Origin of the sequence: Yersinia rochesterensis (assembly GCF_003600645.1) — a bacterium.
GTDB classification, from domain to species: Bacteria; Pseudomonadota; Gammaproteobacteria; order Enterobacterales; family Enterobacteriaceae; genus Yersinia; species Yersinia rochesterensis.
Map to the genome: position 1 here is coordinate 1,657,456 of NZ_CP032482.1, position 21,901 is coordinate 1,679,356.

The window sequence follows — 21,901 nt, forward strand, 5'->3', positions numbered from 1 at the left end:
GAGTTCCTTGTTAATTTGAGTGTGATTATTTAAACGGTAAGCCTTTGACTAACCGGGCGGCGTTATTGCCCAGCCGCCGTAATGGGTCTTCGTCTTGTGCCAGTGGCTGCCGGAACAGCGGGTTGGCGGGCGGTAAATGGCGAAAATGCACAATCACTTCGTCGGCAGAACACGCTAGCCCGACCAATAATGGAGAGCGAGTCGCCGCCTGCCAGGCGCGTTGTACGGCATCCGTGTCATCGTCTTGCTGCCACTGCCAGGGAATGCCTTCCTCCTCAATTCCCAGTAATACCGGGTGCCAGACCGCCTCGGGGGTTGACGGGGTTAGGCTGATAACAATCGCGGGCGCATCTTGGGTAAAGTTCATCAATAACTCTCCCGTTGATAGGCCAGAATCAGCCCGGTGGCGACCGCATTACGCGGGCCTTCACTGGCACGGATATTGCCGCGACCCGCCACCAGCTTGTAGTGGGAGAGGGCGTCGGTAACCAATTGCGGGATTTCGAAGTCCAGCGAGGAGCCACCAACCAGCACCACGAAGGGGATATCGCGGATATTGCCGGTCGGACTGACTTGCCGTAGAGCACGAAGTGCATTGGTGACAAACACCCGTTCTTTGGCCGAGCGGCGAATATTGCGTACTTTTTCCAGCGCGTAATCTCCCGGCAGTGGCACCAAACCATCCGGTTTGACCACCACTAATCGGGCAAAAACTTCAGGCGGCAGCGGTTGTGGGAAGAACTGAACGCTGCCGTCTTCGTGGCGCAGGTGGAACAAACTTTCCACTTTTGCCAAGGGGTATTTTTTGATGTCTTCAGCTAAATAGCGGTCTTGGAGATCCAGCTCAGAGGCGATTATCATCGTGACCATATCGCCAGCACCCGCCAGATGGGTGGCAACGATTTGACCTTGCGCATTGATGATCGAGGCATCGGTAGATCCAGCCCCTAAATCGAGGATGGCAAGTGGCCGTCGCGTCCCAGGTGTGGTCAGCGCGCCGAGTATCGCTGCTTCAGCTTCTGCCCCTCCGACCTGCACCTCAATATTCAGGCTTTTTTTGATTTCACTGGCGATATGCGCCATTTGCAGGCGATCAGATTTCACCATTGAGGCGATACCCACCGCCTGTTCCAGCGAAAACTCACCCGCCAGACCACCAGTGACATTGACTGGCACCGCAGTATCAACCGCCAGTAAATCTTGAATGAAGATTTCATTGGTGGGTTTGTTGGTCAGTTCAGCCATGGTTTGGCGGACGTGTTCGAGCATGCCGCCGATATTGGTGCCAGCTTCGCCACTGACATTGTCCAGATGGCGGAAGCTGTTGACCGCGGTCATGATGGCCTCAGCACCGGTTGCGACATCCACCCGCAGGGTACGGCCATTGGCAAATAGCTCCAGATGCCCAGCCGGAATAGAGCGGGCTTTAACATCGCCCTCGGGGGTTTTCACCACCACCGCAGAGCGCGTGCCAATTAAGGCGCGCGCCACTGGGACGATGTTTTTGGTTTCTTCAGCGCTCAGCCCGAAGACCGTGGCAATACCATAAGGGTTCGAGAGGGTTTCAATGACTTGACCCGGCATGGCAACTTCAACCGCTGCCAGCATGCCCATCGGGATACGGTCGATATGCAATACCTCATCGACGATGGGCAGCGGGTGAGTGAGGCGGTTGCTGACCAGCACCCCATCATCCCGTTGCAAGATAATCGCGGTAATGCGAAATCCCGCGCCGTTAGCGGCATTCACCACGGCTGCGACATCGGCAAAATCAACTGCGGAGGGCACCACCAGAATGTAAGGCTGGGTAGGATCGCGAGTGACTAGCTCATCAATAGTGATGGTCAGCCCAACACCCAACCCCAGCCCGCCGGGGGTTTTCGGATTGTGGCCAATCATGGTGGATTCAGTGATGATGGTTTCAGTGATAGTTTCCATCGCCACATCACCAATAACCGGGGTCGCCTCGTTGATGCGGATTAGACTGATATCACTCAGCGTGATACCGGCCTTTTCCACCAACATATTCAGCGCCTTAGTGATGCCAAAAATGTTGCGCTGCGTCCCTTTGACACCGGTGGTTTCGGTCAGGGTACTGGTAACAAAGTGCAACTGACCGTCAGCCATGCATTGTGCCAATGCGACTTCTGTTGATGAGTTGCCGATGTCTACACCGACGATGTAATCCATATCCGATCCTTAAATGACTAATAACTGGATGTCGTGATCAACGGGGCTATCGCGCCCAGGGCACGCTTCCCCTTGATTGATATCACTGGGTTAATCGTCGCCTTTTAGCTTCTTGCGCTGGACATACAAAACGGCGGCTTCGCGCACGAATGCGGCACAAATGGTCGCTTTGTAGGTCTGTTCCAGCTCATCGGCGATGGCATTCAACTCTTCTTTACTGGAGCGGAATGGTCGCAGGGCGTTGTAGATATCCAGCACCTTGTCATCCGGTACCGCAGTCAGCTCAGCGGCGCGCTCAAAGTTCATTGCCAGCAGCGGGCGGCCCGCGTCTTTGGCAATAGATGCTTGAATACGCAGGATTTCCGGGGTAATACGCAAATCCTGTGAAGTGACACTGCCGTTTAAAACATTCGCCAGTGTCAGGTCATCCAATGTTTTATTGGTGGCGGTTTTCACCCAGTCAGGGTGTTTATTCGCCAACGGATAATCAGAGACTTTGGCATCACTGCGCGAACTGGCCGCTGGAGCACAAGCGGCAGTTGGCGTTTGGCCTTGCAAGCTGTTCATCTTGCTGAGCACATCGCGAACCATGGATTCAATAGCTTCGGAATTCATTGTGTTTTCCTTTGTTAAAGCGCCACCCGGAGTTCCTGAGGATTCTTGCCAGTCACCACATATTTGGTTTCTTTAATGTGCAGAATCGCGGATTTGGCCTGATATTTTGGCCGTGCCATTTGGTCATTCAGGGTCGGAACCGGTTGTGGTGATTCCCGCTTGGCGTAACGAGCGGCGTTTTTACCAATCTGGCGATAGGTTTCCAGTGTCAGCAGCGGGGCCTGTGGGAACAGCTCCAGGTTAGAAAGCGGCGGCAGGCCTTGCTGATGAATTACCGTGGTTCCTTTTGACTGGATGCCGATAGAAATTCCGGAGCCACTTAGGCGGTTACCTTCAACGGCGACAAAAGCCACGTCGGAGGATTTAAAGCAGCGGATCACCCGCGCTTTGATACCTTCTTCCTCAATACCGGCAATGACTTCGCGTAGAATATTTTTGTGCGATAAACCGACAATATTGGCGGTTTGCGACAAGCCAAATGCCGGGCCGACAGCGATGATGACTTCATCCTGATGAGTGCCGGGACGGGCTTCACCGACTTCAGTGAGAAAATCCCCGGACGCAACAGCCGCTGCCGCGGGTTGGGTATCTTGCTTAAAGGAAACAGTATTTTTGTCTCCCTGCATTTCCTGTAATACGCCCTCAATAATTTGGCGTAACAGTTTTTCGTTAATATCCACCATCTCGTGAACCCCTTAGCCAAGCTCATTCGGATCAAGCGCGTTTGGAATATTTTTAATTTCTTCCCAACGTGCACCTTCCAGCCGGTAACCGGTCGCTGGCCCCGCGTAGTCATTGACATCATTCACCGCCGACAACACCTGATTGTCACCTTTGATGATGGCCGAGGTATGCAGATAGTCGCCGGCAATTTTGGCTTTCTGGATGTTGAGCATGTCTTGCGCCACATCTTCAAAGCCGCCTTGCGCCAGGGCTTTCACCACTTCCAGACCGGTGCGGTTTTTGCTGATGATTTCCTGAGCGAATTTGATGTCTTCGACGATGTTACGCTCCGGCATATCTTTCGATCCGTGGGCATAAGTTGCGGCAATCACTTCTTCGTCGGTAATTGGCGGTAAACCCATTCCGGCGAATACTGCTTGCAGGGCGCGCGCGGCTTTATTGCGAATGGCCACCACGTCAGCTTCCAATACCGGGCGTAGGCCGCCATCGACTTTCAGATCGCGCTGCAACACGTTGTAATCATCAAAGTCTTCGGCATCTTCGTTGGAGCCTGCGAACATGTTGTCGTAGTTCGGCACCGCAGAATAACCAGAGGAAATAAAGTCAGTGCCCGGCAGGAATTGCATCAGCAGACGGGCGGTACGGCGCATATCTGAGTGGGTAAAGGTTTGGTCGTTACTGGACGCGCATTCTAAATCCAGCGCCGAACAAATTAGGTTTTCGGCCAAAATGGCGCGAATGCCGGATGGCACCGCAGACGGCACACCGACGCAACTGACCGAGCCGTTTTGTAGTCCCTGAACCCCGGCGGCTTTGGTGATGTAAATACAGCGCGCTTCGAGATACAGCATTGATTTCCCTTCGGCGTAGCCCATTTGGACTTCAGAGCCGGAGCCGGAGGTAAAGCGCATTTTCAAGCCTCGTGATGCATAAGATGAGGCGAGAAAACCTTTCGACCATGGGGTGTCATCGCCGTCGGTAAACACCGGCTCAGTGCCATAAACCGAGATAGTTTCGGCGTAACAGGTGTGGCCCAGCATTCCCAGTTTCAGCTCGGTGGCTTCTTCCAGCGAACATTGAGTCAGTACACCGGGGCGGCCAACTTGCGAGCCGACCAACAGCGCAATGGCGTTGAATGGTGCATAGCGGGCAACAGCCACGGTAGTTTCTTGCTCATCGAAACCACGGAATGCGCCTTCCGCAGCATCGGCGGCAATTTGCACCGGATTATCTTTCACGTTGGTCACGTGAGCTTGCTGTGATGGAGTCCGACGGGCGCGCATTTTCTGCATCGACATCATCATTTCCACCACATTCATGTGGGAAACCACCTCGACGATTTTGGCCGGTGTCATGGCGGTCGTCAGTGGCACAATGGTGCGGCGCGACACATTGGGGTCACACAGCATATTGGCCAGCTTGATGGAATCCATCTTCATCACTTCTTCCGCATGCTCCAGATTAATACCGTAGCGGGCGATAAAGTGGTCAATCAGGTCAAAACTGCTTTGTGGTTTGCCGTCTAGCTCGGTCACCACACCATTGACAATCTTGATGGAAGGTTTTGGATCATTCGGGCTTTCCATGGCAATAAAGCCTTCCTCGATCCATTCTTTGACAAAGCCGTCCTGATTAACCGGGCGTTTCGCCAACGCTTCAAATCTTTTCGATTTCATGAAACAGCCTCACTGTGGCGTCAGATATAAGACGGGCGGTCGTTTTTCGGTTCAGCACCTAAAGTGGCTAATACCGTTTTGCCAATCTCACGGGCAGAAATAACTGCCTGACGGACTGCGCCAGAATCGCCGGAGATAACCAGAATCACTTCGTTACTAAAGCTGGTGCCCTGTGCGGGGGAGCTGTAAGCCACCACATCAACATTGGCGGATTTCACGGCGGTATCGGCCATCAAAACACCAATCGAAGCTGGTGCGCCGACGATCACGCCGCAAGAGCGGCCCAGTGGTGCGCCAAAAGCTTTTTCCAGGGCATGACTGGCGCGAGCGCTGTATTGCAGTTCAATGTGGCCAGCTTCATTGGCATAAACATCGCCGAATGTCCGGTCTAACTCTTTCAATGCCACTTCGACGGCGCGTTTTACGTCAGAAACATCATCACCGCCGAAGATAATTAGCGAGCCATGACCGGCACCGCCTTTGGTATCACGGGGTAATTCAATACTGACCACCTCGGTATTGGTGGCTTTTACTGCTTCATCAGCTGCCATGATGTGTGGGCCAGCGCCAGTACGTGCGCCCAAAATGCCAATCGAGCGATAGCGTTTTTCTAGCTTCATGGCGTCCAATAGGGCGCTATCGACGTTAGCGATCACCAGTCCGACTGTGTCGCCGATCGCGGTTCCAACAAATTCCGTTAAACTGCAAGTTTTCTCAGCCATAGCCGTACCTCGTTGTTTATAAGAGGGTTGTGCAGAAGACGCTGGGGCGTGCTCGCTGACTTTTGCTATCACCTGCGCCATGATTTGGTCGACCAGGTCATTGCTACTCATGGTTTATTTCCCTTAGGTAAATTGCCCTTTGGTAAAAAAGCTTCTACATCGGTATGGGGGCGTGGGATAACATGGGTAGACTTCACTTCGCCCACGTTAGCGGCGGCAATCGCGCCTGCATCAGTGGCGGCTTTAACGGCCCCCACGTCACCCCGGACGATAACGGTGACCAGGCCAGATCCAATTTTTTCATAGCCCACTAATGTCACATTGGCCGATTTCACCATGGTGTCAGCAGCTTCAATGGCTGCGGCCAACCCTTTGGTTTCCACCATTCCTAGTGCTTCTTGTTGCATATATACCTCGACGAATATCAGGTGCCCTTACCCGTCATACTTCAAGCTGCATGTGCGTTGGCTGCTTTCGTTCACCCGAATCACTTACCTGAGTAAGCTCATCGGGATTTACTCAATTTCCGCCTTCCTGCAACTCGAATTATTTAGGGTATTGCTTTGGCTTGAATTGCCATGTTCAAAAGTAATGTTGTTATATTCAGTAATAACGTTGTCAGGTTCGTGCTGAGACTGAATATACAAACAAGCAATGAAAAAGAATGGCTGTATTGAATTTACTGGCGGGAATGGTTAGCGATGAAATAACAAATTATTGTCACGAAATTATTTAACTAATTATTTTACAAGCCTATTTAGTTATGAGGAGGTGATAATAATTGGTTTTTGCATATTCATAATTACAATTAAGGTGATGACAATTGGTATTTTATTTGATAATCGCGCACACAATGAAAAGATGAAGCATGGCTCACATTAAAGCAGGAAATGCGAGCTTGATTGCAATAACGGAAAGAATAAAAAGCAATAAAGTCACATTTTTTAATTAAATCATAAATTGCGTATTGACTGGGTTCCAAGAGGGTTCTGGCGGGGGTAATAGCAATAATTTGTTATAGAAACTCTATTTTTTGTTTAATTAATGGCGAATCACAACAACACTTTCATTTCCCGTCTCTTTATAGTTGTTGCGTCAAGGGCCGTGCAATACCATACCCGTCATACTTCGAGCTGCATATGCGTTGGCTGCTTTTGTTCACCCCAGTCACTTACTTATGTAAGCTCCTGGGGATTTACTCAATTGCCGCCTTCCTGCAACTCGAATTATTTAGGGTATATAACGTATTAATTTAACCGTAAGCAGGGTAACCCTATGAACGACTCGCTCAAAGCTCAATGTATGGCTGAATTTCTCGGCACCGGGCTATTTTTATTTTTTGGTATTAGTTGTTTGGCGGCGATGAAAGTGGCTGGTGCCAGTTTTGGTTTGTGGGAAATTTGTATTGTATGGGGGCTGGGGATTTCACTGGCGGTCTATCTAACCGCCGGGATTTCCGGTGCTCACCTCAACCCCGCCATCACTATTGCTCTCTGGCTGTTTGCTTGTTTCCCCGCGCGCAAAGTGATTCCTTACAGCATTGCACAGATTGCCGGTGCTTTTGGTGGCGCAGCGCTATCTTATATGTTGTATCACAACTTATTTACTGATTTTGAAACTGCCCATCAGATGGTGCGCGGTAGTCTGGAAAGCCTGCAATTAGCTAGTATTTTCAGTACTTTCCCTTCACCGGCTATCAGTGTATGGCAAGCTGCATTTGTTGAAATCATAATTACCTCGATATTGATGGGGCTGATTATGGCGCTGACGGATGATGGTAACGGAGTACCGCGCGGCGCATTAGGGCCGTTATTGATTGGTATTCTGGTGGCGGTGATAGGGGCTTCAACCGGGCCATTAACCGGTTTTGCCATGAACCCGGCCCGTGATTTTGGCCCTAAATTGTTTACCTTCTTTGCCGGTTGGGGAAAAATCTCGATGACCGGTGGTCGTGATATCCCTTATTTCATTATCCCGATTATCGCACCAATTATTGGGGCTTGCCTCGGCGCAGCGGTTTATCGCTTCTTCATTGGCAAAAACCTGCCGTGTAATACCTGCAAGTTAGAGGATGAGGAAGCCAGTATATAAATGAATGCCAGTTTCCTCATCTTGAAAGAGTGAAACGGGATGAGGAAATTTCGTGATCTATTCGGGCTAATGGGCTGATTATAGTCCCCTGTTGATTATGACTCTGGTAAAGTGAATTGTTATTTTTTTCATTTTACCAAAACATAAACCTTGATAGGGAAATAGGTTTCTACTGGGTAAATAGGAGTAAAATATAACAAAAAAATAACACATTAATCATTTCAGGGATGACATATGGCAACAAACAAAAAACTAATAACAATAAATTAACTGAGAGGTTTTATCATGATTTCTGCCAGTTCTCTAAACTCAGAGCTCATAAATAAAATCGCGCAGGATTTTGCTCAGGCAACTGGGCTGGCTGTGGTGGTGGTCAATATTCACGGCGAAGAAATTTCTGATCTCTTTAATTTCACGCCATTTTGTCAATTGATGCGACAAGACCCGGTGAATCATCTTCGTTGCCGCATGAGTGATCGCTGCGGTGGTTTGGAAGCCTCAAAATCCAATGAACCTTGTATTTATCGCTGCCACGCCGGGTTAACTGACTTCTCTATTCCGCTGGTTATTGCCGGTCATTTGGTAGGGTTTGTTTTATGCGGGCAGGTGCGGTTGCACTCAGATGTTTATCTTATTGATATTCTTAATGTTGATAATCATTGGCAGCAAGATCCGGCACTGATGGATGAATTCCACAATGTGCCCATTATCGATTTTTCGCGCGTGATTGCGTCGGCAGATTTATTAAAGCTGATTGTTGAAAATTGTCTCAAAAAACATCTCAACTTTGTGGTTATCAATGACAACATGGGCAGCAAAGAACCCGGCAGAATACGGCCGGTTCATCCCCATGACAGCAAAATGAAGAAAGCACTGCGTTATATTGATGCGCATTTATCGGAAGAATTGCGGCTGGAAGAAGTCGCGGCTAAGGTGTATCTCAGCCCTTACTATTTCAGCAAGTTGTTTAAAAAATATCACGGCATCGGCTTTAATGCCTGGGTCAATCAGCAACGGATGGCTAATGCCAGAGAGATGTTGCAGCACAGTGATTGGAGCATTGCTAGCATTGCTAAGAATCTAGGTTTTTCCCAGACCAGCTATTTCTGCAAAGTGTTCCGTCAGACCTACAATGTGACACCGCAGGTATTTCGCTCACTTTCTTCTGAACGCAGCAAGATGGAGTAACCATCATTGATTTAATATTATGCAATTTGGTCGTGCACTTGGGTTTTCTATTTAAATAAACAAACTAAAAATTAACTACTTAAAATAATTAATGACAATAATTTGCTATAGGCCAAGTGGGCTTAAAACTTTTTAAGTTACTGTTTTTAATTTTAAATCACTCATGGTTTCGACAATAATTTGTTGTGGTGATGCAAAAAAATCCCTATCAAAAAATCAAATTCACCATTTTTTATGAACAGAAAAGGGTATATTAATTTTAAGAAATTCCATCAGACTAATAATGAATAAACACTCTGTTATAACAGTGTAAATAAAGAGATAAATGAGATAACGAAACAATAAATTAAATAACAGAATCTACTGTAATTAGATAATTGTAGTTACTGAAATGGTTATGTCGTGTGCTTGTCCTCAAGACATGATTGGGAAGGGGGTGACAATCCCCCGCAGCCCCCGCTGCTGTGATGCTGACGAACCCGCTGAAACCACTGATCCACAGGATTGGGAAGGTAGCGGGGGAGGGTGACGCTAAGCCAGAAGACCAGCCAAATCAGTAAAAGAGTTTCAACTCCTTCGGTGGGAAGCGGGTTGTCATCAGATGCGCGCAGCGCTGACGTTGCGTAGATGCACCTTTTTGACACTGCATATCCCGCTTGAAATGGCGGGATTTTTTTATGCAATGCTCAGGCAAACAAGCATTTATCATCGCAGGAACCGGCAGCGGGTGCGGTAAAACCACCGTAACCTTGGGTATTTTGCGGGCGCTGATGGCGCGTGGATTGTCGGTGCAGCCGTTTAAGGTCGGGCCGGATTATCTGGATACTGGCTGGCATACCGCAGTCAGTGGCGTGACGTCGCGTAACCTCGATGCTTTTATGTTGCCGCCGGCCACCCTCAATGGGCTGTATAACCAACATATGCGCCATGCTGATGTCGCCGTGATTGAAGGTGTCATGGGGCTATATGACGGCTATGGCACTGACCCCGATTATTGCAGCAGTGCGGCGATGGCCAAGCAATTGGGCTGCCCGGTTATCTTGCTGGTGGATGGCAAAGCGGTGTCGACATCCGTGGCGGCGACGGTACTGGGCTTCTGTCAATTCGACCCTGACCTCACCATTGCTGGGGTGATTGTTAACCGCGTCAATTCAGAAAATCACTATCAACTTATTCGCCACGCTATTGAACACTATTGCGGAATTCCAGTTTTGGGCCGCTTGCCGGTCATGGACGATGTGGCTTTGCCATCGCGCCATTTAGGGCTGATTCCAGCACAGGAGCGAGCCGGTGGGCTATCCAAACAACCCGATAATTCGCCACGCTGGCAGCAGTTGGCCCAACAGGTCGAAGAGTTTATCAATCTTGACCGGTTACTGGCCCTGACCTCTTGCACTGAACTTCCGGTTGGAACCCCGCCGACATTACCACCTCAAGCTTTGGCCGACGGGCTGACACTGGCCTTAGCCGAAGATGAAGCTTTCAATTTTTATTACCCCGATAACCTTGATTTGCTGGAGCAGGCTGGAGTGCGTATCCAGCGCTTTAGTCCGCTGCATGACCGCAGCTTGCCTGATTGCCAGATGATTTATTTGGGCGGCGGTTATCCCGAAATTCACGCCAGTGCGCTGGCAGAAAATACCGCCATGCACACCGCATTACAGCAAGCTCATCGCCAGCAAATCCCTTTGTATGCCGAATGTGGTGGCTTGATGTATTTGGGTGACGGTCTTACCGATGACCGCGGGCAGCGCCATGGGATGGTGGGGATTTTGCCCGGTGAAAGCCGCATGGGGAAGCGCTTGACCCGATTTGGTTACTGTCAGGCGCAAGCCCGCAGTGACACATTATTAGCTGCGCAAGGCGAAATATTGCGCGGCCATGAGTTCCATTACTCCGATTTTACCAGCCCGCTGACACCCGTTTTTGATAGCAGTAAATGGCGCGACGGCGAGGTTATCCAGCGCTGGCACAGTGGCTATCAAGTGCAACGTACCCAAGCCAGCTATCTGCATATTCACTTTGCCCAACGCCCCGGTTTATTGAATGGCTGGCTGACCGCGGCCCGGAGTGTGCTATGACCCTCGCGGCGTGGTTTGTGGCTTTCCTATTGGACAATTGGCTCGGCGATCCGCCGCGTTGGCCGCATCCGGTGCGGTGGATTGGCAACTTGATTACCGGGCTGCAACGGAGGATTCGTGCTGTGTGTCATAGCGAGCAGGCCCTGAAATGGGGCGGTGCCCTGTTGTGGGTGTTGGTGGTGGGCATCACCTGGCTCGTCAGTTGGGGATTTTTATGGCTGATGACAGAGATTAACCCGTGGCTCGGCTGGCTGGCGCAAGTGTGGATGATTTACACCTTGCTGGCTGGGCGTTGTTTGAGTGACGCGGCATTGTTGGTCTTTGATGCGCTACAGCAGGGTTCTTTGGCACAAAGTCGCGAAAAACTGTCATGGATTGTCGGGCGCGATACTTCGCAGTTGGAGACGCCGCAAATGACCCGTGCGGTGGTAGAAACCGTGGCGGAGAACAGTGTCGATGGCGTGATTGCGCCGCTATTTTTCCTGCTATTAGGGGGCGCGCCGCTGGCAATGGCCTACAAAGCGGTCAATACCCTTGATTCGATGGTGGGCTATAAAACGCCGAAATACCGCGCGATGGGTTATGTCTCCGCCCGAATGGATGATTGGGCCAATTGGCTTCCCGCGCGCCTGAGCTGGCTGCTGCTCAGTGCCGCGGCCTGGCTGATCCAAGCTGATTATCGTCAGGCTCTGCGTATTGGCTGGCGCGATCGCTATCAGCATTCCAGCCCTAACTGTGCCTGGTCGGAAGCCACTGTAGCTGGGGCGCTGGGCATTCGTCTGGGCGGCCCGAATGATTACTTTGGTGAGCGGGTCGAGAAGCCGTGGATTGGTGATGACCGGCGCGAAGTCGCGCTGAGTGATATTCCGCGCAGCATCCATTTGATGATGATGGCGTCGCTATTGGCCCTGTTATTGTTCGCCCTGATCCACTTGCTGTTGGTTGGTATTTAATAAGGATAACTCCATGAACTATATGAAAAACCCGCAGGAAATCGAACAAAATAGCTTTGTCATTATTGGTGACATTATTGCCACTGAGCGGCCGGACTATCGTTTCGCCAGTGAGATGCACCAAGCGGTGATCAAGCGGGTTATCCACACCACAGCGGATTTTGACTGGCTGGATATTCTGCATTTCTCACCGGATGTGCTGGCCTACATTGCCGAGGGATTAGGCCGGGGATGCACGCTGTACACCGACACCACCATGGCGATGTCGGGTATTAACAAAACGCTGCTGAAGCAAATGGGATGCGAATGCCGCTGCTATATCAGTGACCCGCGAGTGGTGGAAACTGCGCCCGCGCAGGGCATTACCCGCTCGATGGCGGCGGTGGATGTGGCGCTGGAGGAACCGGGCGAAAAGTTGTTTGTGTTCGGCAATGCCCCGACCGCGTTATTCCGTTTATTAGAGCGGCAAGCTGCACCCGTGGCGGTCATCGGCGTGCCAGTGGGGTTTGTTGGCGCGGCAGAATCCAAAGAGGCGTTGGCCGAAAGTCATTTGCCGTGCATTGCTGCATTGGGGCGCAAAGGGGGCAGCAATGTGGCGGCGGCGATTATCAACGCCATCCTCTACCAGTTGCGAGGTGCGCAGTTGTGAAGGGAGAAGTGGCGAGGCGAGCTATGAGTGACGGTCGGGTCAGTGATGATATTGCGCGGCAAAACCAGCAATTAGACAGCATTTGGCATAACGGCAAGCAATACCGCAAAGGCTATACCACTGGCTCCTGTGCCACGGCGGCGGCCAAAGTAGCGGCGCTGATGGTGCTGCGGCAACAAGTGATTGACCAGATTTCCATTGTCACTCCGTCTGGCATCACCTTGTGTCTGAATGTCGAGCAGCCGCTAATTGAAGGCCAGCAAGCCACGGCGGCGATTCGCAAAGATGGTGGCGATGACGTCGATGCTACCCACGGCATGCTGATTTTTGCTCGTGTAACTCTCACTGAACAGGCTGAAATCACCTTGCGTGGCGGCGAGGGGGTTGGAACTGTCACCCGCAAAGGCATTGGTCTGCCGATCGGCAGCAGCGCCATTAATCGCACACCGCGCCAGACCATCGAGGCCGGCGTGCGCGAGGTTATTGGCCCGTTACGCGGTGCAGAAGTCGAAATCTTCGCGCCGGAAGGCGAGGAGCGAGCAAAGAAAACTTACAACGGGCGGCTGGGGATTTTGGGCGGGATTTCCATCATCGGCACCACCGGCATTGTCACGCCGATGTCTGAAGAGAGCTGGAAACGTTCGTTGGCGTTGGAGTTAGAGATGAAACGGGCAGCCGGTGAGGATCGCGTCATTCTGGTACCGGGTAATCACGGCGAGCGCTTTGTCCGCGACCATTTGGGGCTGGATAGCCAGCAGGTGGTCACGATGAGTAATTTTGTCGGCTATATGCTGCAAGAAACCGTGCGATTGGGATTCCGCCAGGTCTTGTTGGTCGGGCACCCCGGTAAGTTAGTCAAAGTGGCCGCCGGTATCTTCCACACTCACAGCCACATTGCCGATGGGCGCATGGAAACGCTGGTGGCGAATTTAGCATTAATGGGCGCGCCGCATGCGCTATTACTCGAAGTTAATCAGTGCGATACCACTGAGGCGGCAATGGAACTGATTGCTGAGCAGGGGTGGCAGGGCGTGTATTCGCGTATCGCGGAGCGCATTTGTGAGCGTATTAGCGAAATGATGCGCTTTTCGGTTAATCCGCCCCAGTGCGATGCCATTTTATTCTCTTTTGATAATCAGGTGCTGGGTAGCAGCCGAGCACTGGATGAGATTGTGGAGGTATTTCGATGATAACTGTGGTGGGCATCGGCCCCGGTAATACTGATTATCTGACGCCAACAGCACAAAGAGCGATTGAGCATGCCGAGGTGCTGGTGGGGGGCAAACGCCATCTGGCGACATTGAGCTGCGGTATCAAAGAGTCGCGCTTGTTGGATGCCGACCTACTGGGGCTATTAGAGTGGCTGGATAACAATAAAAACCGCGCCATTGTGGTGTTGGCTTCGGGCGACCCTCTGCTATACGGCATCGGCAAATTGCTGGCGGCAAACTTCAGCGCCGATGAATTGCATATCGTCCCCGGCATCAGCGCGATTCAATATCTGTGCGCCAAAGTGGCGTTGGACATGAATGACCTTTTCCTCACCAGCAGCCATGGTCGAGAACCCGATTTTGACTGGATCTTCCAGCACGACAAAGTGGCGATGGTGACCGACAACATTATTGGCCCACGGGCTATTGCGGATGCGCTCCAGCAACGCGGCCTCGCGCGCACCTTGATTATTGGTGAAAACCTTTCGCAACCCGACGAACGAATTCATCGCCTGCCCGTTGAGTGCGTGGCGGCGAGTTATAACATGAATGTGGTGGTGATCCTCAATGAAAGATGAGCTGTTTATTCGTGGGCAAAATACGCGCGGACAAAAAGTCCCGATGACCAAAGAAGCGGTGCGAGTGTTAGCGCTGGAGCGGCTGGATTTGTCGGATGCGACTCACCTGATTGATGTTGGCGCGGGTACCGGCAGCGTGGCATTGGAAGCGGCGTTGCGTTTCCCTCATTTACGCGTCACTGCCATTGAACGCAACCCGGCCGCCCTTGAGTTGATTAATGAAAACTGCCAGCGGCTAGGGTGCAGCAATGTGAACATCGTCGCCGGTGTAGCCCCTCTTCCTCTGCCCGATAAAGCCGATGCCATTTTTATTGGCGGCAGCGGCGGCCATTTAACTGATCTTATCGACTGGTCGCTGAAGACGCTTAACCCCGGTGGTCGTCTGGTTCTGACCTTTATTTTGCTCAATAACCTCAATGAGGCGCTAAGCCATTTACAGACCTGTGCCGTTAGTGAATTGGATTGTGTGCAATTGCAACTCTCCACTCTGACCCCTTTGGGTAGCGGGCACTATTTTAAGCCGAATAATCCTACTTATCTTATTTCCTGCCACATGGAGGCGAGCAATGTCCGAGCATCCTAATACCGTATCGACACCGGTTATCCCTACCTCTGCTATACCCTCCTGGGATACGCAAAAGGTCTGGTTTGTTGGTGCCGGGCCGGGTGACAAAGAGCTGATTACGCTAAAAGGCTACCGCTTGCTGCAACAGGCGCAGGTGGTCATTTATGCCGGGTCGCTTATTAATACCGAGCTGTTGGCGTATTGCTCCCCCCAAGCGGAATGTCACGACAGTGCGGGCTTGAATCTGGAGCAAATCATCACCCTGATGGTGGATGGTGTGCGCGCGGGCAAGTTGGTAGTGCGGTTGCAAACCGGGGATCTCTCTTTGTACGGTTCTATTCGTGAACAGGGAGAAGTGTTGGGCGAGCACGGCATAGGCTTTGTTTCCGTACCGGGCGTCAGTGCTTTCTTGGGGGCCGCTGCTCAACTGGGGGTGGAATATACCGTGCCGGAAGTGGCGCAGAGCTTGATTATCACCCGTATTGAGGGGCGCACCCCGATGCCACCCTTGGAGCAACTGGAAGCTTTCGCCGCTCACCAAACCTCAATGGCGATTTTCTTGTCGGTACAAGAAATGGACAGAGTTGCCGAGCGCTTAATCGCTGGTGGCTATCCTGCCAATACGCCGGTTGCAGTGGTGTACAAAGCCACTTGGGCTGAAAGTCGCACGGTACACGGCACGCTGGCAGATATCGCCGAGTTGGTGCGGACAGCAGCCATTCATAAAACGGCGCTGATTTTGGTGGGGGCGTTCCTCGGCGATGAATACCACTATTCCAAACTGTATGACGCGGGGTTTAGCCATGAATATCGTCAAGCCTGAATCAATCGCGGTATTTTGTCTGACCCCCGGCGGAGTGCGGCTGGCGCGGCGCTTGCAGACCCACTTACCGCTGACTTGTTTTACCAGTGACAAGCTATTGGAAGCGGGTTTTTTGCCCTTCAACGGCAGCTTTGGCAATACCCTGCGCGAGGCATTCAAGCAATATTCAGCGCTGGTGGTGGTGGGGGCAATTGGCCTGACAGTGCGCGTTATTGCACCGCTGGTGAATGACAAAATGACCGATCCTGCGGTGGTGGTGATTGATGAGCGCGGGCAACACGTCGTCAGTTTGCTGTCGGGTCATGTGGGCGGGGCGAATACCTTAACCCGCTATTTGGCAGGAATTTTGGGGGCCGATCCGGTGATAACCACCGCCACGGATGTTAACGAAATGGCGGCGCTGGACACACTGGCGACCCAATTGGATGCTGAAATGCAGGATTTCCGCCACGCGGTCAAAGTGGTCAATCAAATGTTGGTCAGCAGCCAAAAAGTCGGGCTGTGGTGGGATGCACCGCTGTTGGCGGAGCGGGATCGCTGTGACACGCGAGGGTTCGTGCCGGTTGACTCTTTGGATCAATTGCCCGCGCTGGATGCATTGGTGTGCATCACGCTGCGCGATATTTTGCCGCTGCCCGCCGAGCAACTCGCCGCCTTACCGGTTTATAAGCTGGTGCCGCGCCGGGTGGTAGCAGGGATTGGTTGCCGCCGCGCGACCTCGCTGCAAACACTGGTTGAATTACTGCAACAGCAAATGGCTGAAAATCACTTCGATATCATGGCATTGAGAGCCATCGGCAGTGTCACTATCAAAAAAGATGAGCCGGCGCTGCATCAGTTGGCGAAATGCTGGCGGGTGCCTTTCGAACTGTTCAGTGTCGGCGAACTGAGCCGCCACGAGCAACGTTTTCCTGCTTCTGATTTTGTCCGCCAAACGGTGGGTGTCGGCAGCGTTTCACAACCGGTCGCCTGGCTGATGAGCGACGGTAAATTGGTTGGCAATACTCTGCGCCAGCAGGGCGTCACCATCACTCTGGGAGTATCGCATTAATGTTAACCGTGATTGGCATCGGGCCGGGCAGTGAATCAATGATGACGCCGGAGGCTATCGCCGCTATCCGCGAGGCGGAAATTATTGTCGGCTACAAAACCTATACCCATCTGGTCAAGTCCATGACCCTGGATAAGCAAGTGATCAAAACGGGTATGTGTAAAGAAATTGAGCGCTGTCAGGCGGCGATTGATCTAGCACTGGCCGGTCATAAGGTGGCGCTGATCAGCAGCGGTGACGCCGGCATTTACGGTATGGCGGGCTTGGTGTTGGAACTGGTCACCCAGCAACAGTTGGATTTGGAAGTGCGACTGGTCGCCGGTATCACCGCCAGTATTGCAGCCGCCTCTTTACTCGGCGCGCCGCTGATGCATGACTTTTGTCATATCAGTCTGAGTGATTTGATGACGCCGTGGGCCGTGATTGAAAAACGCATTATCGCGGCGGCGCAGGCGGATTTTGTTATTTGTTTCTATAACCCGCGCAGCCGTGGCCGCGAAGGGCATTTGGCGCGGGCGTTTGAGCTGATGCAGCCGTGGAAGAAAGCCGCAACACCGGTGGGTGTGGTGAAAGCGGCGGGGCGCAAAAAACAGGAAAAATGGCTCACTACATTAGGTGACATGGATTACGAGCCGGTGGACATGACCAGTTTGGTGATTGTTGGCAATCAGGCCACTTATTGCCGTAACGGGCTAATGATTACCCCCCGGGGCTATTCATTATGACGGATTATTCATTATGACGGATTATTCATTATGACCAAGGGCTATCCGCCTATTCATATTTTCGGTGGAACCAGTGATGCACGGCTGATTTGCCAATTGCTGGATGAAGCTGGCGAGCGCTACAGCCTGTCGGTCGCCACTGATGCAGGTAAACAACTGGCGGGTGATATTGGTGGCGAGATATTAGTCGGGCGGATGGATGCGGCGGAAATGGCCGATTTTCTTATCAATCGGCAAGTGCGGTGGGTGGTCGATGCTTCACATCCCTACGCCGACCTGCTCAGTGACAATGTTGCCGCCGCCTGCGGGCAATCTAAAGTGGCGCTGACACGTTATCAGCGCCCGAGTGAAATTGCAGCGCTCAATCACCCACTGCTCTACAAAGTCGACAGTGCAGCGGCAGCTTGTGCCGTGGCGCAAGACTTGGGGCCTCGAGTGTTATTGACCACGGGCAGCAAACAGTTGGCGGAGTATCAACAGGGGCTGACCGGTAAAACCCTATTAGCGCGAGTGTTACCGACGGCGGCAGTGCTGAGTCAATGTGAGGCTCTGGGGCTGGGGGTGGACAATATTATTGCGCTGCGCGGGCCATTTAGCGCGCAATTCAATCACGCGCTGTATGAGTTTTGTCAGCCTGATGTGGTCATCACCAAGGAGTCTGGCGCGCAAGGTGGCTATCAAGAAAAAGTGGCTCCCTGTCTGGCCCTGAATATTCCCTGCATTGTGGTGCGCCGCCCGGCTGCCGTGGTGTTGGGCAGTTTTGGGCAACAAGTGACTTCATTGGATGAATTCACCCAACATCTGATGCACTGGCAGCAATCTGACCCACTGACAAGAACAACGAGGACAATAAAATGAAAAAAGCACTGTTGGTGATCAGTTTCGGCACCAGTTATGAACACACCCGGCAAAAGAATATTGATGCTTGCGAGCAGCAATTAGCGGCGGCTTACAGCGATCGCGATGTGTTCCGCGCATTTACCTCAGAAATGATCATTCGCAAGCTACGCAAACGCGATGGCTTGCAGATCAATAATCCGCGAGAAGCGCTGAAACAACTGGCTGAGCAAGGTTATCAAGATGTCGCCATCCAATCATTGCATGTGATTAATGGTGATGAATACGAAAAAATCACCAATGAAGTGCGCAGTTTTAACGACTCTTTTCGTCATCTGGTGCTTGGTACGCCGCTGTTGAGCAGTTTTGCCGATTACCAGCAATTGCTGGTGGCGCTGCAAGCGCAAATGCCCCCACTGGCGGTGGATGAGCGGGTGGTATTTATGGGCCACGGAGCCAGTCACTATGCTTTCTCAGCTTATGCCTGTCTTGACCATTTAATGACCTCGCTGAACTTCCCTGCCTTGGTTGGTGCGGTCGAAAGTTACCCGGAAATCAGCCACATCATTACCCGCTTACAGCAGCAGGGGGTGCGCAAAGTGCACTTAATGCCATTGATGCTGGTGGCGGGCGATCACGCCATCAATGACATGGCTTCTGACGAGCCAGATTCATGGCGCACACAACTGGAGTCCGCCGGTATCAGTGCTCAGTCATGGTTGCAAGGATTGGGGGAAAACCCGTTGATTCGGCAGATGTTTGTCGGGCATTTGGGCCTCGCTTTACAGCAGAAACAGCAGGAGGCAGCGTAATGAGCGGCAGACTTTATGCATTGGGCGTCGGCCCCGGAGCCAGTGATTTAATCACGGTGCGGGCCTCCCGGTTGATAGCCAAACTGGATGTGCTGTATGCCCCGGCGGGGCGCAAAGGCGGCGATAGTCTGGCGCTGTCCATTGTGCGCGAATATTTATCGCCAAATACTGAAATTCGCACCTGCCATTTCCCGATGAGTGCGGATAACAATGAAAAACAAGCGGTCTGGGATGAAGTGGCGCAGCAGTTACAGGCGGAAGTCGCCAAAGGCCGTCAGGTGGGCTTTATCACCCTCGGTGATGCCATGTTATTCAGCACCTGGGTATTTTTGCTAGAGCGTATTGGTCGGCCAGATTGGTTGGAAATTGTGCCGGGTGTAACTTCTTTTGCTGCCATTGCCGCCCGCGCTGCATTGCCATTGGCGATGGAGCAACAATCGCTGGCGATTATGTCTTGCACCGCCCCAGAAGCAGCGCTGGAGCGCGCGCTGCAAGACCACGACTGCGTGGTGCTGATGAAAGTCTATGGCCGCTTTGCGCAAATTCAGGCGCTATTGGGCCGGCTCAATCTGTTCCCACACGCGCTGTTGATGTCAGAAGCCTCATTGCCGGGAGAAGTGTGTTGGCGGCAGTTGGATAGTATTGCCGCTGATCAGCCATTGCCCTATTTCTCGACCATTTTAGTGAATAAGCAGCAGAGAGTTATTTAAAAACAAATGATTATCTGATTCTACTTAGATGCTCAACGTGATGGGAGTCACTCATGGAAATGGAAAAAGAGTTAAAAAAACTTTCGTACACCGGGGTTGTTATGGCAATCCTGCTAACGATGGCCCCGAATGATGTTTTCGCCATGCACATCATGGAAGGTTTTTTACCGCCGATGTGGGCGCTGGCCTGGTGGGTGCTGTTCCTGCCGTGCTTGTTTATGGGGTTGGTGCGCTTAAAGCAGATTGTCTCCGAAGACAGCAATCAAAAAGTGCTGCTGGCGCTGTGCGGGGCGTTTATTTTCGTGTTATCGGCGCTGAAAATCCCATCAGTGACCGGCAGTTGTTCACATCCGACCGGTGTCGGGCTGGCGGTTATTCTGTTCGGGCCGGTGGTGGTGGCGGTACTGGGGGCCATTGTGCTGCTGTTCCAGGCGTTATTACTGGCGCACGGCGGCTTGACGACTTTAGGCGCTAACGGCATGTCAATGGCGGTTATTGGGCCGGTAGTGGGTTACATGGTATGGAAACTGGCCTGTAAAGCGGGGTTGCGCCGTGATGTCGGGGTGTTCCTTTGCGCCATGCTGGCGGATTTAACCACTTACTTTGTCACCTCGGTGCAGCTTGGTTTGGCCTTCCCTGACCCGCAATTTGGTGTCAGCGGTTCGATTATCAAATTTATGGGTGTGTTCTGCATTACCCAGATCCCGATTGCCATTGCTGAAGGTTTATTGACGGTGATGATTTATGACCAATTAACCAAACGGCAGTTAATTCCCGCAGGGAGTCACTAACATGAAAAAGACACTTATTTTGCTGGCGATGGTTATCGCGCTGGTCATATTGCCATTCTTTATTGACCACGGCGGCGAATTCGGCGGCTCAGACGGTGAAGCTGAAGCCCTGATCCAGGTGACGGCTCCTGATTATCAGCCGTGGTTCACGCCGCTGTATGAACCGGCCAGTGGTGAAATCGAAAGTCTGCTGTTCACCTTACAAGGTTCCATTGGCGCGGCGGTGATCTTTTATATCTTGGGCTATTACCGGGGGAAACGCGGTGAGCATGCTGGGGATTGATAAACTAAGTTATCAAAGCCGCTGGCGACAGGCCGACCCAATGGGAAAACTGGTGCTATATGCCGTTTTCCTCTTGTTGGCAATGCTTAGCCCGCCGATGTATCAGGCGCTGTTATTGGTGTTTATCGCCGGGCTGACATGTTATCTGCTGCGAGTGGGGCCGCGCCGCTATTTGCGCTGGCTGGCAATACCACTTTCTTTCCTGTTGGTGGGATTGGTGACCATTGTGCTATCCCTCTCGCGCCAACCGGAGAGTTTGTGGTGGGGCGTGCAGATCGGTCATTGGTGGTTTGGGCTGGATAGAGTCGGTTTAACCACCGCCAATCAAACCCTGTGGCGCAGTTTGGCGGCATTGGCAGCCACCTTCTGGTTTGTGCTGAATACGCCTTTCCCGCAGCTTATTCAGATACTTAAGCGCTGTCATGTGCCGCGTTTGTTGACCGAGCAAATTCTGCTGACCTGGCGTTTTATCTTTATTCTGATTGAAGAGGCGGCCGCGATTCAACAGGCGCAGTCTTTGCGATTTGGTTATATCTCATTGCGTACCGGCTACCACTCGCTGGCAATGTTGGTTGGTATGCTATTTACCCGCGTGATGATTCGCTATCAGCAGATGGTCATCTCGCTGGATATGAAACTCTATCAGGGCGATTTCCACCTGTAAGG

Annotated in this window: 24 protein-coding genes and 1 riboswitch; of the genes, 17 read left to right on the forward strand and 7 right to left on the reverse strand. The window is 52.0% G+C overall.

The annotated features are described in order from the left end of the window. Positions 1-25 precede the first annotated feature (25 nt). The 7 genes from DXZ79_RS07855 to pduA all read right to left on the reverse strand — a co-directional run bounded on the left by DXZ79_RS07855 (position 26) and on the right by pduA (position 6,294). Positions 26-367, reverse strand: a complete 342-nt coding sequence (locus DXZ79_RS07855) for a glycerol dehydratase reactivase beta/small subunit family protein (protein WP_038634141.1) — start codon at positions 365-367, stop codon at positions 26-28. Then, positions 367-2,190 carry a diol dehydratase reactivase subunit alpha gene (locus DXZ79_RS07860; protein ID WP_038634138.1) on the reverse strand — a complete coding sequence of 608 codons (1,824 nt, stop codon included), beginning with the start codon at positions 2,188-2,190 and terminating at the stop codon, positions 367-369. The genes DXZ79_RS07855 and DXZ79_RS07860 overlap by 1 nt, the downstream gene beginning before the upstream one ends. Before the next feature lie 90 nt (positions 2,191-2,280). Further along, the gene (pduE, locus tag DXZ79_RS07865; protein ID WP_038634136.1) at positions 2,281-2,805 is read right to left on the reverse strand and encodes a propanediol dehydratase small subunit PduE; all 525 of its coding nucleotides are present in this window, start codon (positions 2,803-2,805) and stop codon (positions 2,281-2,283) included. 14 nt (positions 2,806-2,819) lie between these two features. After that, positions 2,820-3,485: a propanediol/glycerol family dehydratase medium subunit gene (locus DXZ79_RS07870; RefSeq protein WP_162472786.1), complete on the reverse strand. Its 666-nt coding sequence runs from the start codon at positions 3,483-3,485 to the stop codon at positions 2,820-2,822. A gap of 15 nt (positions 3,486-3,500) precedes the next feature. After that, positions 3,501-5,165, reverse strand: a complete 1,665-nt coding sequence (gene pduC / locus DXZ79_RS07875) for a propanediol dehydratase large subunit PduC (protein WP_038634130.1) — start codon at positions 5,163-5,165, stop codon at positions 3,501-3,503. Positions 5,166-5,185: 20 nt separating this feature from the next. Next, on the reverse strand, positions 5,186-5,998 hold the full coding sequence (gene pduB / locus DXZ79_RS07880) for a propanediol utilization microcompartment protein PduB (RefSeq protein WP_038634127.1): 813 nt from the start codon (positions 5,996-5,998) through the stop codon (positions 5,186-5,188). Further along, positions 5,995-6,294, reverse strand: a complete 300-nt coding sequence (gene pduA / locus DXZ79_RS07885; protein WP_038634124.1) for a propanediol utilization microcompartment protein PduA — start codon at positions 6,292-6,294, stop codon at positions 5,995-5,997. The genes pduB and pduA overlap by 4 nt, the downstream gene beginning before the upstream one ends. Before the next feature lie 868 nt (positions 6,295-7,162). On the opposite strand from pduA, the gene pduF reads away from it, so the two are divergent. From pduF to DXZ79_RS07975, 17 genes are all read left to right on the forward strand, one after another. Then, positions 7,163-7,978 (forward strand): propanediol diffusion facilitator PduF, encoded by an 816-nt coding sequence (gene pduF, locus DXZ79_RS07895; RefSeq protein WP_038634121.1) that lies wholly within the window; start codon positions 7,163-7,165, stop codon positions 7,976-7,978. A 285-nt stretch (positions 7,979-8,263) separates the two neighbouring features. Next, positions 8,264-9,166 (forward strand): transcriptional regulator PocR, encoded by a 903-nt coding sequence (gene pocR, locus DXZ79_RS07900; RefSeq protein ID WP_050291650.1) that lies wholly within the window; start codon positions 8,264-8,266, stop codon positions 9,164-9,166. Between the two features lie 375 nt (positions 9,167-9,541). Further along, positions 9,542-9,733: riboswitch (cobalamin riboswitch) on the forward strand. Positions 9,734-9,843: 110 nt separating this feature from the next. Further along, entirely contained in the window at positions 9,844-11,247 is a 1,404-nt protein-coding gene (locus DXZ79_RS07905) for a cobyrinic acid a,c-diamide synthase CobB (protein ID WP_038634115.1), read from the forward strand. Continuing rightward, positions 11,244-12,200 carry an adenosylcobinamide-phosphate synthase CbiB gene (cbiB, locus tag DXZ79_RS07910; RefSeq protein WP_038634112.1) on the forward strand — a complete coding sequence of 319 codons (957 nt, stop codon included), beginning with the start codon at positions 11,244-11,246 and terminating at the stop codon, positions 12,198-12,200. The genes DXZ79_RS07905 and cbiB overlap by 4 nt, the downstream gene beginning before the upstream one ends. A gap of 13 nt (positions 12,201-12,213) precedes the next feature. Beyond that, positions 12,214-12,849, forward strand: a complete 636-nt coding sequence (locus DXZ79_RS07915) for a cobalt-precorrin-8 methylmutase (protein WP_038634109.1) — start codon at positions 12,214-12,216, stop codon at positions 12,847-12,849. 23 nt (positions 12,850-12,872) lie between these two features. Continuing rightward, complete coding sequence (cbiD, locus tag DXZ79_RS07920; RefSeq protein WP_038634106.1) at positions 12,873-14,039, forward strand: cobalt-precorrin-5B (C(1))-methyltransferase CbiD; 1,167 nt, start codon at positions 12,873-12,875, stop codon at positions 14,037-14,039. Then, positions 14,036-14,638 (forward strand): cobalt-precorrin-7 (C(5))-methyltransferase, encoded by a 603-nt coding sequence (locus DXZ79_RS07925; RefSeq protein ID WP_038634103.1) that lies wholly within the window; start codon positions 14,036-14,038, stop codon positions 14,636-14,638. Before cbiD ends, DXZ79_RS07925 begins: the two co-directional genes overlap by 4 nt. After that, the gene (locus DXZ79_RS07930) at positions 14,628-15,221 is read left to right on the forward strand and encodes a decarboxylating cobalt-precorrin-6B (C(15))-methyltransferase (protein ID WP_050291651.1); all 594 of its coding nucleotides are present in this window, start codon (positions 14,628-14,630) and stop codon (positions 15,219-15,221) included. Before DXZ79_RS07925 ends, DXZ79_RS07930 begins: the two co-directional genes overlap by 11 nt. Further along, entirely contained in the window at positions 15,205-16,026 is an 822-nt protein-coding gene (locus DXZ79_RS07935) for a cobalt-precorrin-4 methyltransferase (RefSeq protein ID WP_038634096.1), read from the forward strand. The genes DXZ79_RS07930 and DXZ79_RS07935 overlap by 17 nt, the downstream gene beginning before the upstream one ends. Continuing rightward, positions 16,007-17,077: a cobalt-precorrin 5A hydrolase gene (cbiG, locus tag DXZ79_RS07940; protein WP_038634093.1), complete on the forward strand. Its 1,071-nt coding sequence runs from the start codon at positions 16,007-16,009 to the stop codon at positions 17,075-17,077. Before DXZ79_RS07935 ends, cbiG begins: the two co-directional genes overlap by 20 nt. Beyond that, on the forward strand, positions 17,077-17,802 hold the full coding sequence (locus DXZ79_RS07945; protein ID WP_050291653.1) for a precorrin-3B C(17)-methyltransferase: 726 nt from the start codon (positions 17,077-17,079) through the stop codon (positions 17,800-17,802). The genes cbiG and DXZ79_RS07945 overlap by 1 nt, the downstream gene beginning before the upstream one ends. Positions 17,803-17,832: 30 nt before the next feature. Next, a complete protein-coding gene (locus DXZ79_RS07950) occupies positions 17,833-18,660 on the forward strand; it encodes a cobalt-precorrin-6A reductase (protein WP_050291654.1) in 828 nt (275 codons plus the stop codon). Beyond that, positions 18,657-19,451: a sirohydrochlorin cobaltochelatase gene (gene cbiK / locus DXZ79_RS07955; RefSeq protein WP_038634086.1), complete on the forward strand. Its 795-nt coding sequence runs from the start codon at positions 18,657-18,659 to the stop codon at positions 19,449-19,451. The genes DXZ79_RS07950 and cbiK overlap by 4 nt, the downstream gene beginning before the upstream one ends. Beyond that, complete coding sequence (locus DXZ79_RS07960; protein WP_038634083.1) at positions 19,451-20,161, forward strand: cobalt-factor II C(20)-methyltransferase; 711 nt, start codon at positions 19,451-19,453, stop codon at positions 20,159-20,161. The genes cbiK and DXZ79_RS07960 overlap by 1 nt, the downstream gene beginning before the upstream one ends. 53 nt (positions 20,162-20,214) lie before the next feature. Beyond that, positions 20,215-20,952: a cobalt ECF transporter S component CbiM gene (gene cbiM / locus DXZ79_RS07965; RefSeq protein WP_038634080.1), complete on the forward strand. Its 738-nt coding sequence runs from the start codon at positions 20,215-20,217 to the stop codon at positions 20,950-20,952. A 1-nt stretch (position 20,953) separates the two neighbouring features. Next, positions 20,954-21,235 carry an energy-coupling factor ABC transporter substrate-binding protein gene (locus tag DXZ79_RS07970; RefSeq protein ID WP_038634077.1) on the forward strand — a complete coding sequence of 94 codons (282 nt, stop codon included), beginning with the start codon at positions 20,954-20,956 and terminating at the stop codon, positions 21,233-21,235. Beyond that, positions 21,222-21,899 carry an energy-coupling factor ABC transporter transmembrane protein gene (locus DXZ79_RS07975; RefSeq protein ID WP_050291655.1) on the forward strand — a complete coding sequence of 226 codons (678 nt, stop codon included), beginning with the start codon at positions 21,222-21,224 and terminating at the stop codon, positions 21,897-21,899. Before DXZ79_RS07970 ends, DXZ79_RS07975 begins: the two co-directional genes overlap by 14 nt. Positions 21,900-21,901 lie beyond the last annotated feature (2 nt).

Excerpts from the sequence above, each read along its gene's own strand:
- cbiG (WP_038634093.1), top strand. The coding sequence starts at position 16,007 with ATGAATATCGTCAAGCCTGAATCAATCGCGGTATTTTGTCTGACCCCC.
- pduE (WP_038634136.1), bottom strand. The coding sequence starts at position 2,805 with ATGAATTCCGAAGCTATTGAATCCATGGTTCGCGATGTGCTCAGCAAG.
- pduF (WP_038634121.1), top strand. The coding sequence starts at position 7,163 with ATGAACGACTCGCTCAAAGCTCAATGTATGGCTGAATTTCTCGGCACC.
- pduB (WP_038634127.1), bottom strand. The coding sequence starts at position 5,998 with ATGAGTAGCAATGACCTGGTCGACCAAATCATGGCGCAGGTGATAGCA.
- cbiB (WP_038634112.1), top strand. The coding sequence starts at position 11,244 with ATGACCCTCGCGGCGTGGTTTGTGGCTTTCCTATTGGACAATTGGCTC.
- cbiD (WP_038634106.1), top strand. The coding sequence starts at position 12,873 with ATGAGTGACGGTCGGGTCAGTGATGATATTGCGCGGCAAAACCAGCAA.
- DXZ79_RS07935 (WP_038634096.1), top strand. The coding sequence starts at position 15,205 with ATGTCCGAGCATCCTAATACCGTATCGACACCGGTTATCCCTACCTCT.
- DXZ79_RS07975 (WP_050291655.1), top strand. The coding sequence starts at position 21,222 with ATGCTGGGGATTGATAAACTAAGTTATCAAAGCCGCTGGCGACAGGCC.
- cbiK (WP_038634086.1), top strand. The coding sequence starts at position 18,657 with ATGAAAAAAGCACTGTTGGTGATCAGTTTCGGCACCAGTTATGAACAC.
- DXZ79_RS07930 (WP_050291651.1), top strand. The coding sequence starts at position 14,628 with ATGAAAGATGAGCTGTTTATTCGTGGGCAAAATACGCGCGGACAAAAA.
- DXZ79_RS07925 (WP_038634103.1), top strand. The coding sequence starts at position 14,036 with ATGATAACTGTGGTGGGCATCGGCCCCGGTAATACTGATTATCTGACG.
- cbiM (WP_038634080.1), top strand. The coding sequence starts at position 20,215 with ATGGAAATGGAAAAAGAGTTAAAAAAACTTTCGTACACCGGGGTTGTT.
- DXZ79_RS07860 (WP_038634138.1), bottom strand. The coding sequence starts at position 2,190 with ATGGATTACATCGTCGGTGTAGACATCGGCAACTCATCAACAGAAGTC.
- DXZ79_RS07950 (WP_050291654.1), top strand. The coding sequence starts at position 17,833 with ATGACCAAGGGCTATCCGCCTATTCATATTTTCGGTGGAACCAGTGAT.
- DXZ79_RS07905 (WP_038634115.1), top strand. The coding sequence starts at position 9,844 with ATGCAATGCTCAGGCAAACAAGCATTTATCATCGCAGGAACCGGCAGC.
- DXZ79_RS07970 (WP_038634077.1), top strand. The coding sequence starts at position 20,954 with ATGAAAAAGACACTTATTTTGCTGGCGATGGTTATCGCGCTGGTCATA.
- pduA (WP_038634124.1), bottom strand. The coding sequence starts at position 6,294 with ATGCAACAAGAAGCACTAGGAATGGTGGAAACCAAAGGGTTGGCCGCA.
- DXZ79_RS07855 (WP_038634141.1), bottom strand. The coding sequence starts at position 367 with ATGAACTTTACCCAAGATGCGCCCGCGATTGTTATCAGCCTAACCCCG.
- pduC (WP_038634130.1), bottom strand. The coding sequence starts at position 5,165 with ATGAAATCGAAAAGATTTGAAGCGTTGGCGAAACGCCCGGTTAATCAG.
- DXZ79_RS07945 (WP_050291653.1), top strand. The coding sequence starts at position 17,077 with ATGTTAACCGTGATTGGCATCGGGCCGGGCAGTGAATCAATGATGACG.
- pocR (WP_050291650.1), top strand. The coding sequence starts at position 8,264 with ATGATTTCTGCCAGTTCTCTAAACTCAGAGCTCATAAATAAAATCGCG.
- DXZ79_RS07960 (WP_038634083.1), top strand. The coding sequence starts at position 19,451 with ATGAGCGGCAGACTTTATGCATTGGGCGTCGGCCCCGGAGCCAGTGAT.
- DXZ79_RS07915 (WP_038634109.1), top strand. The coding sequence starts at position 12,214 with ATGAACTATATGAAAAACCCGCAGGAAATCGAACAAAATAGCTTTGTC.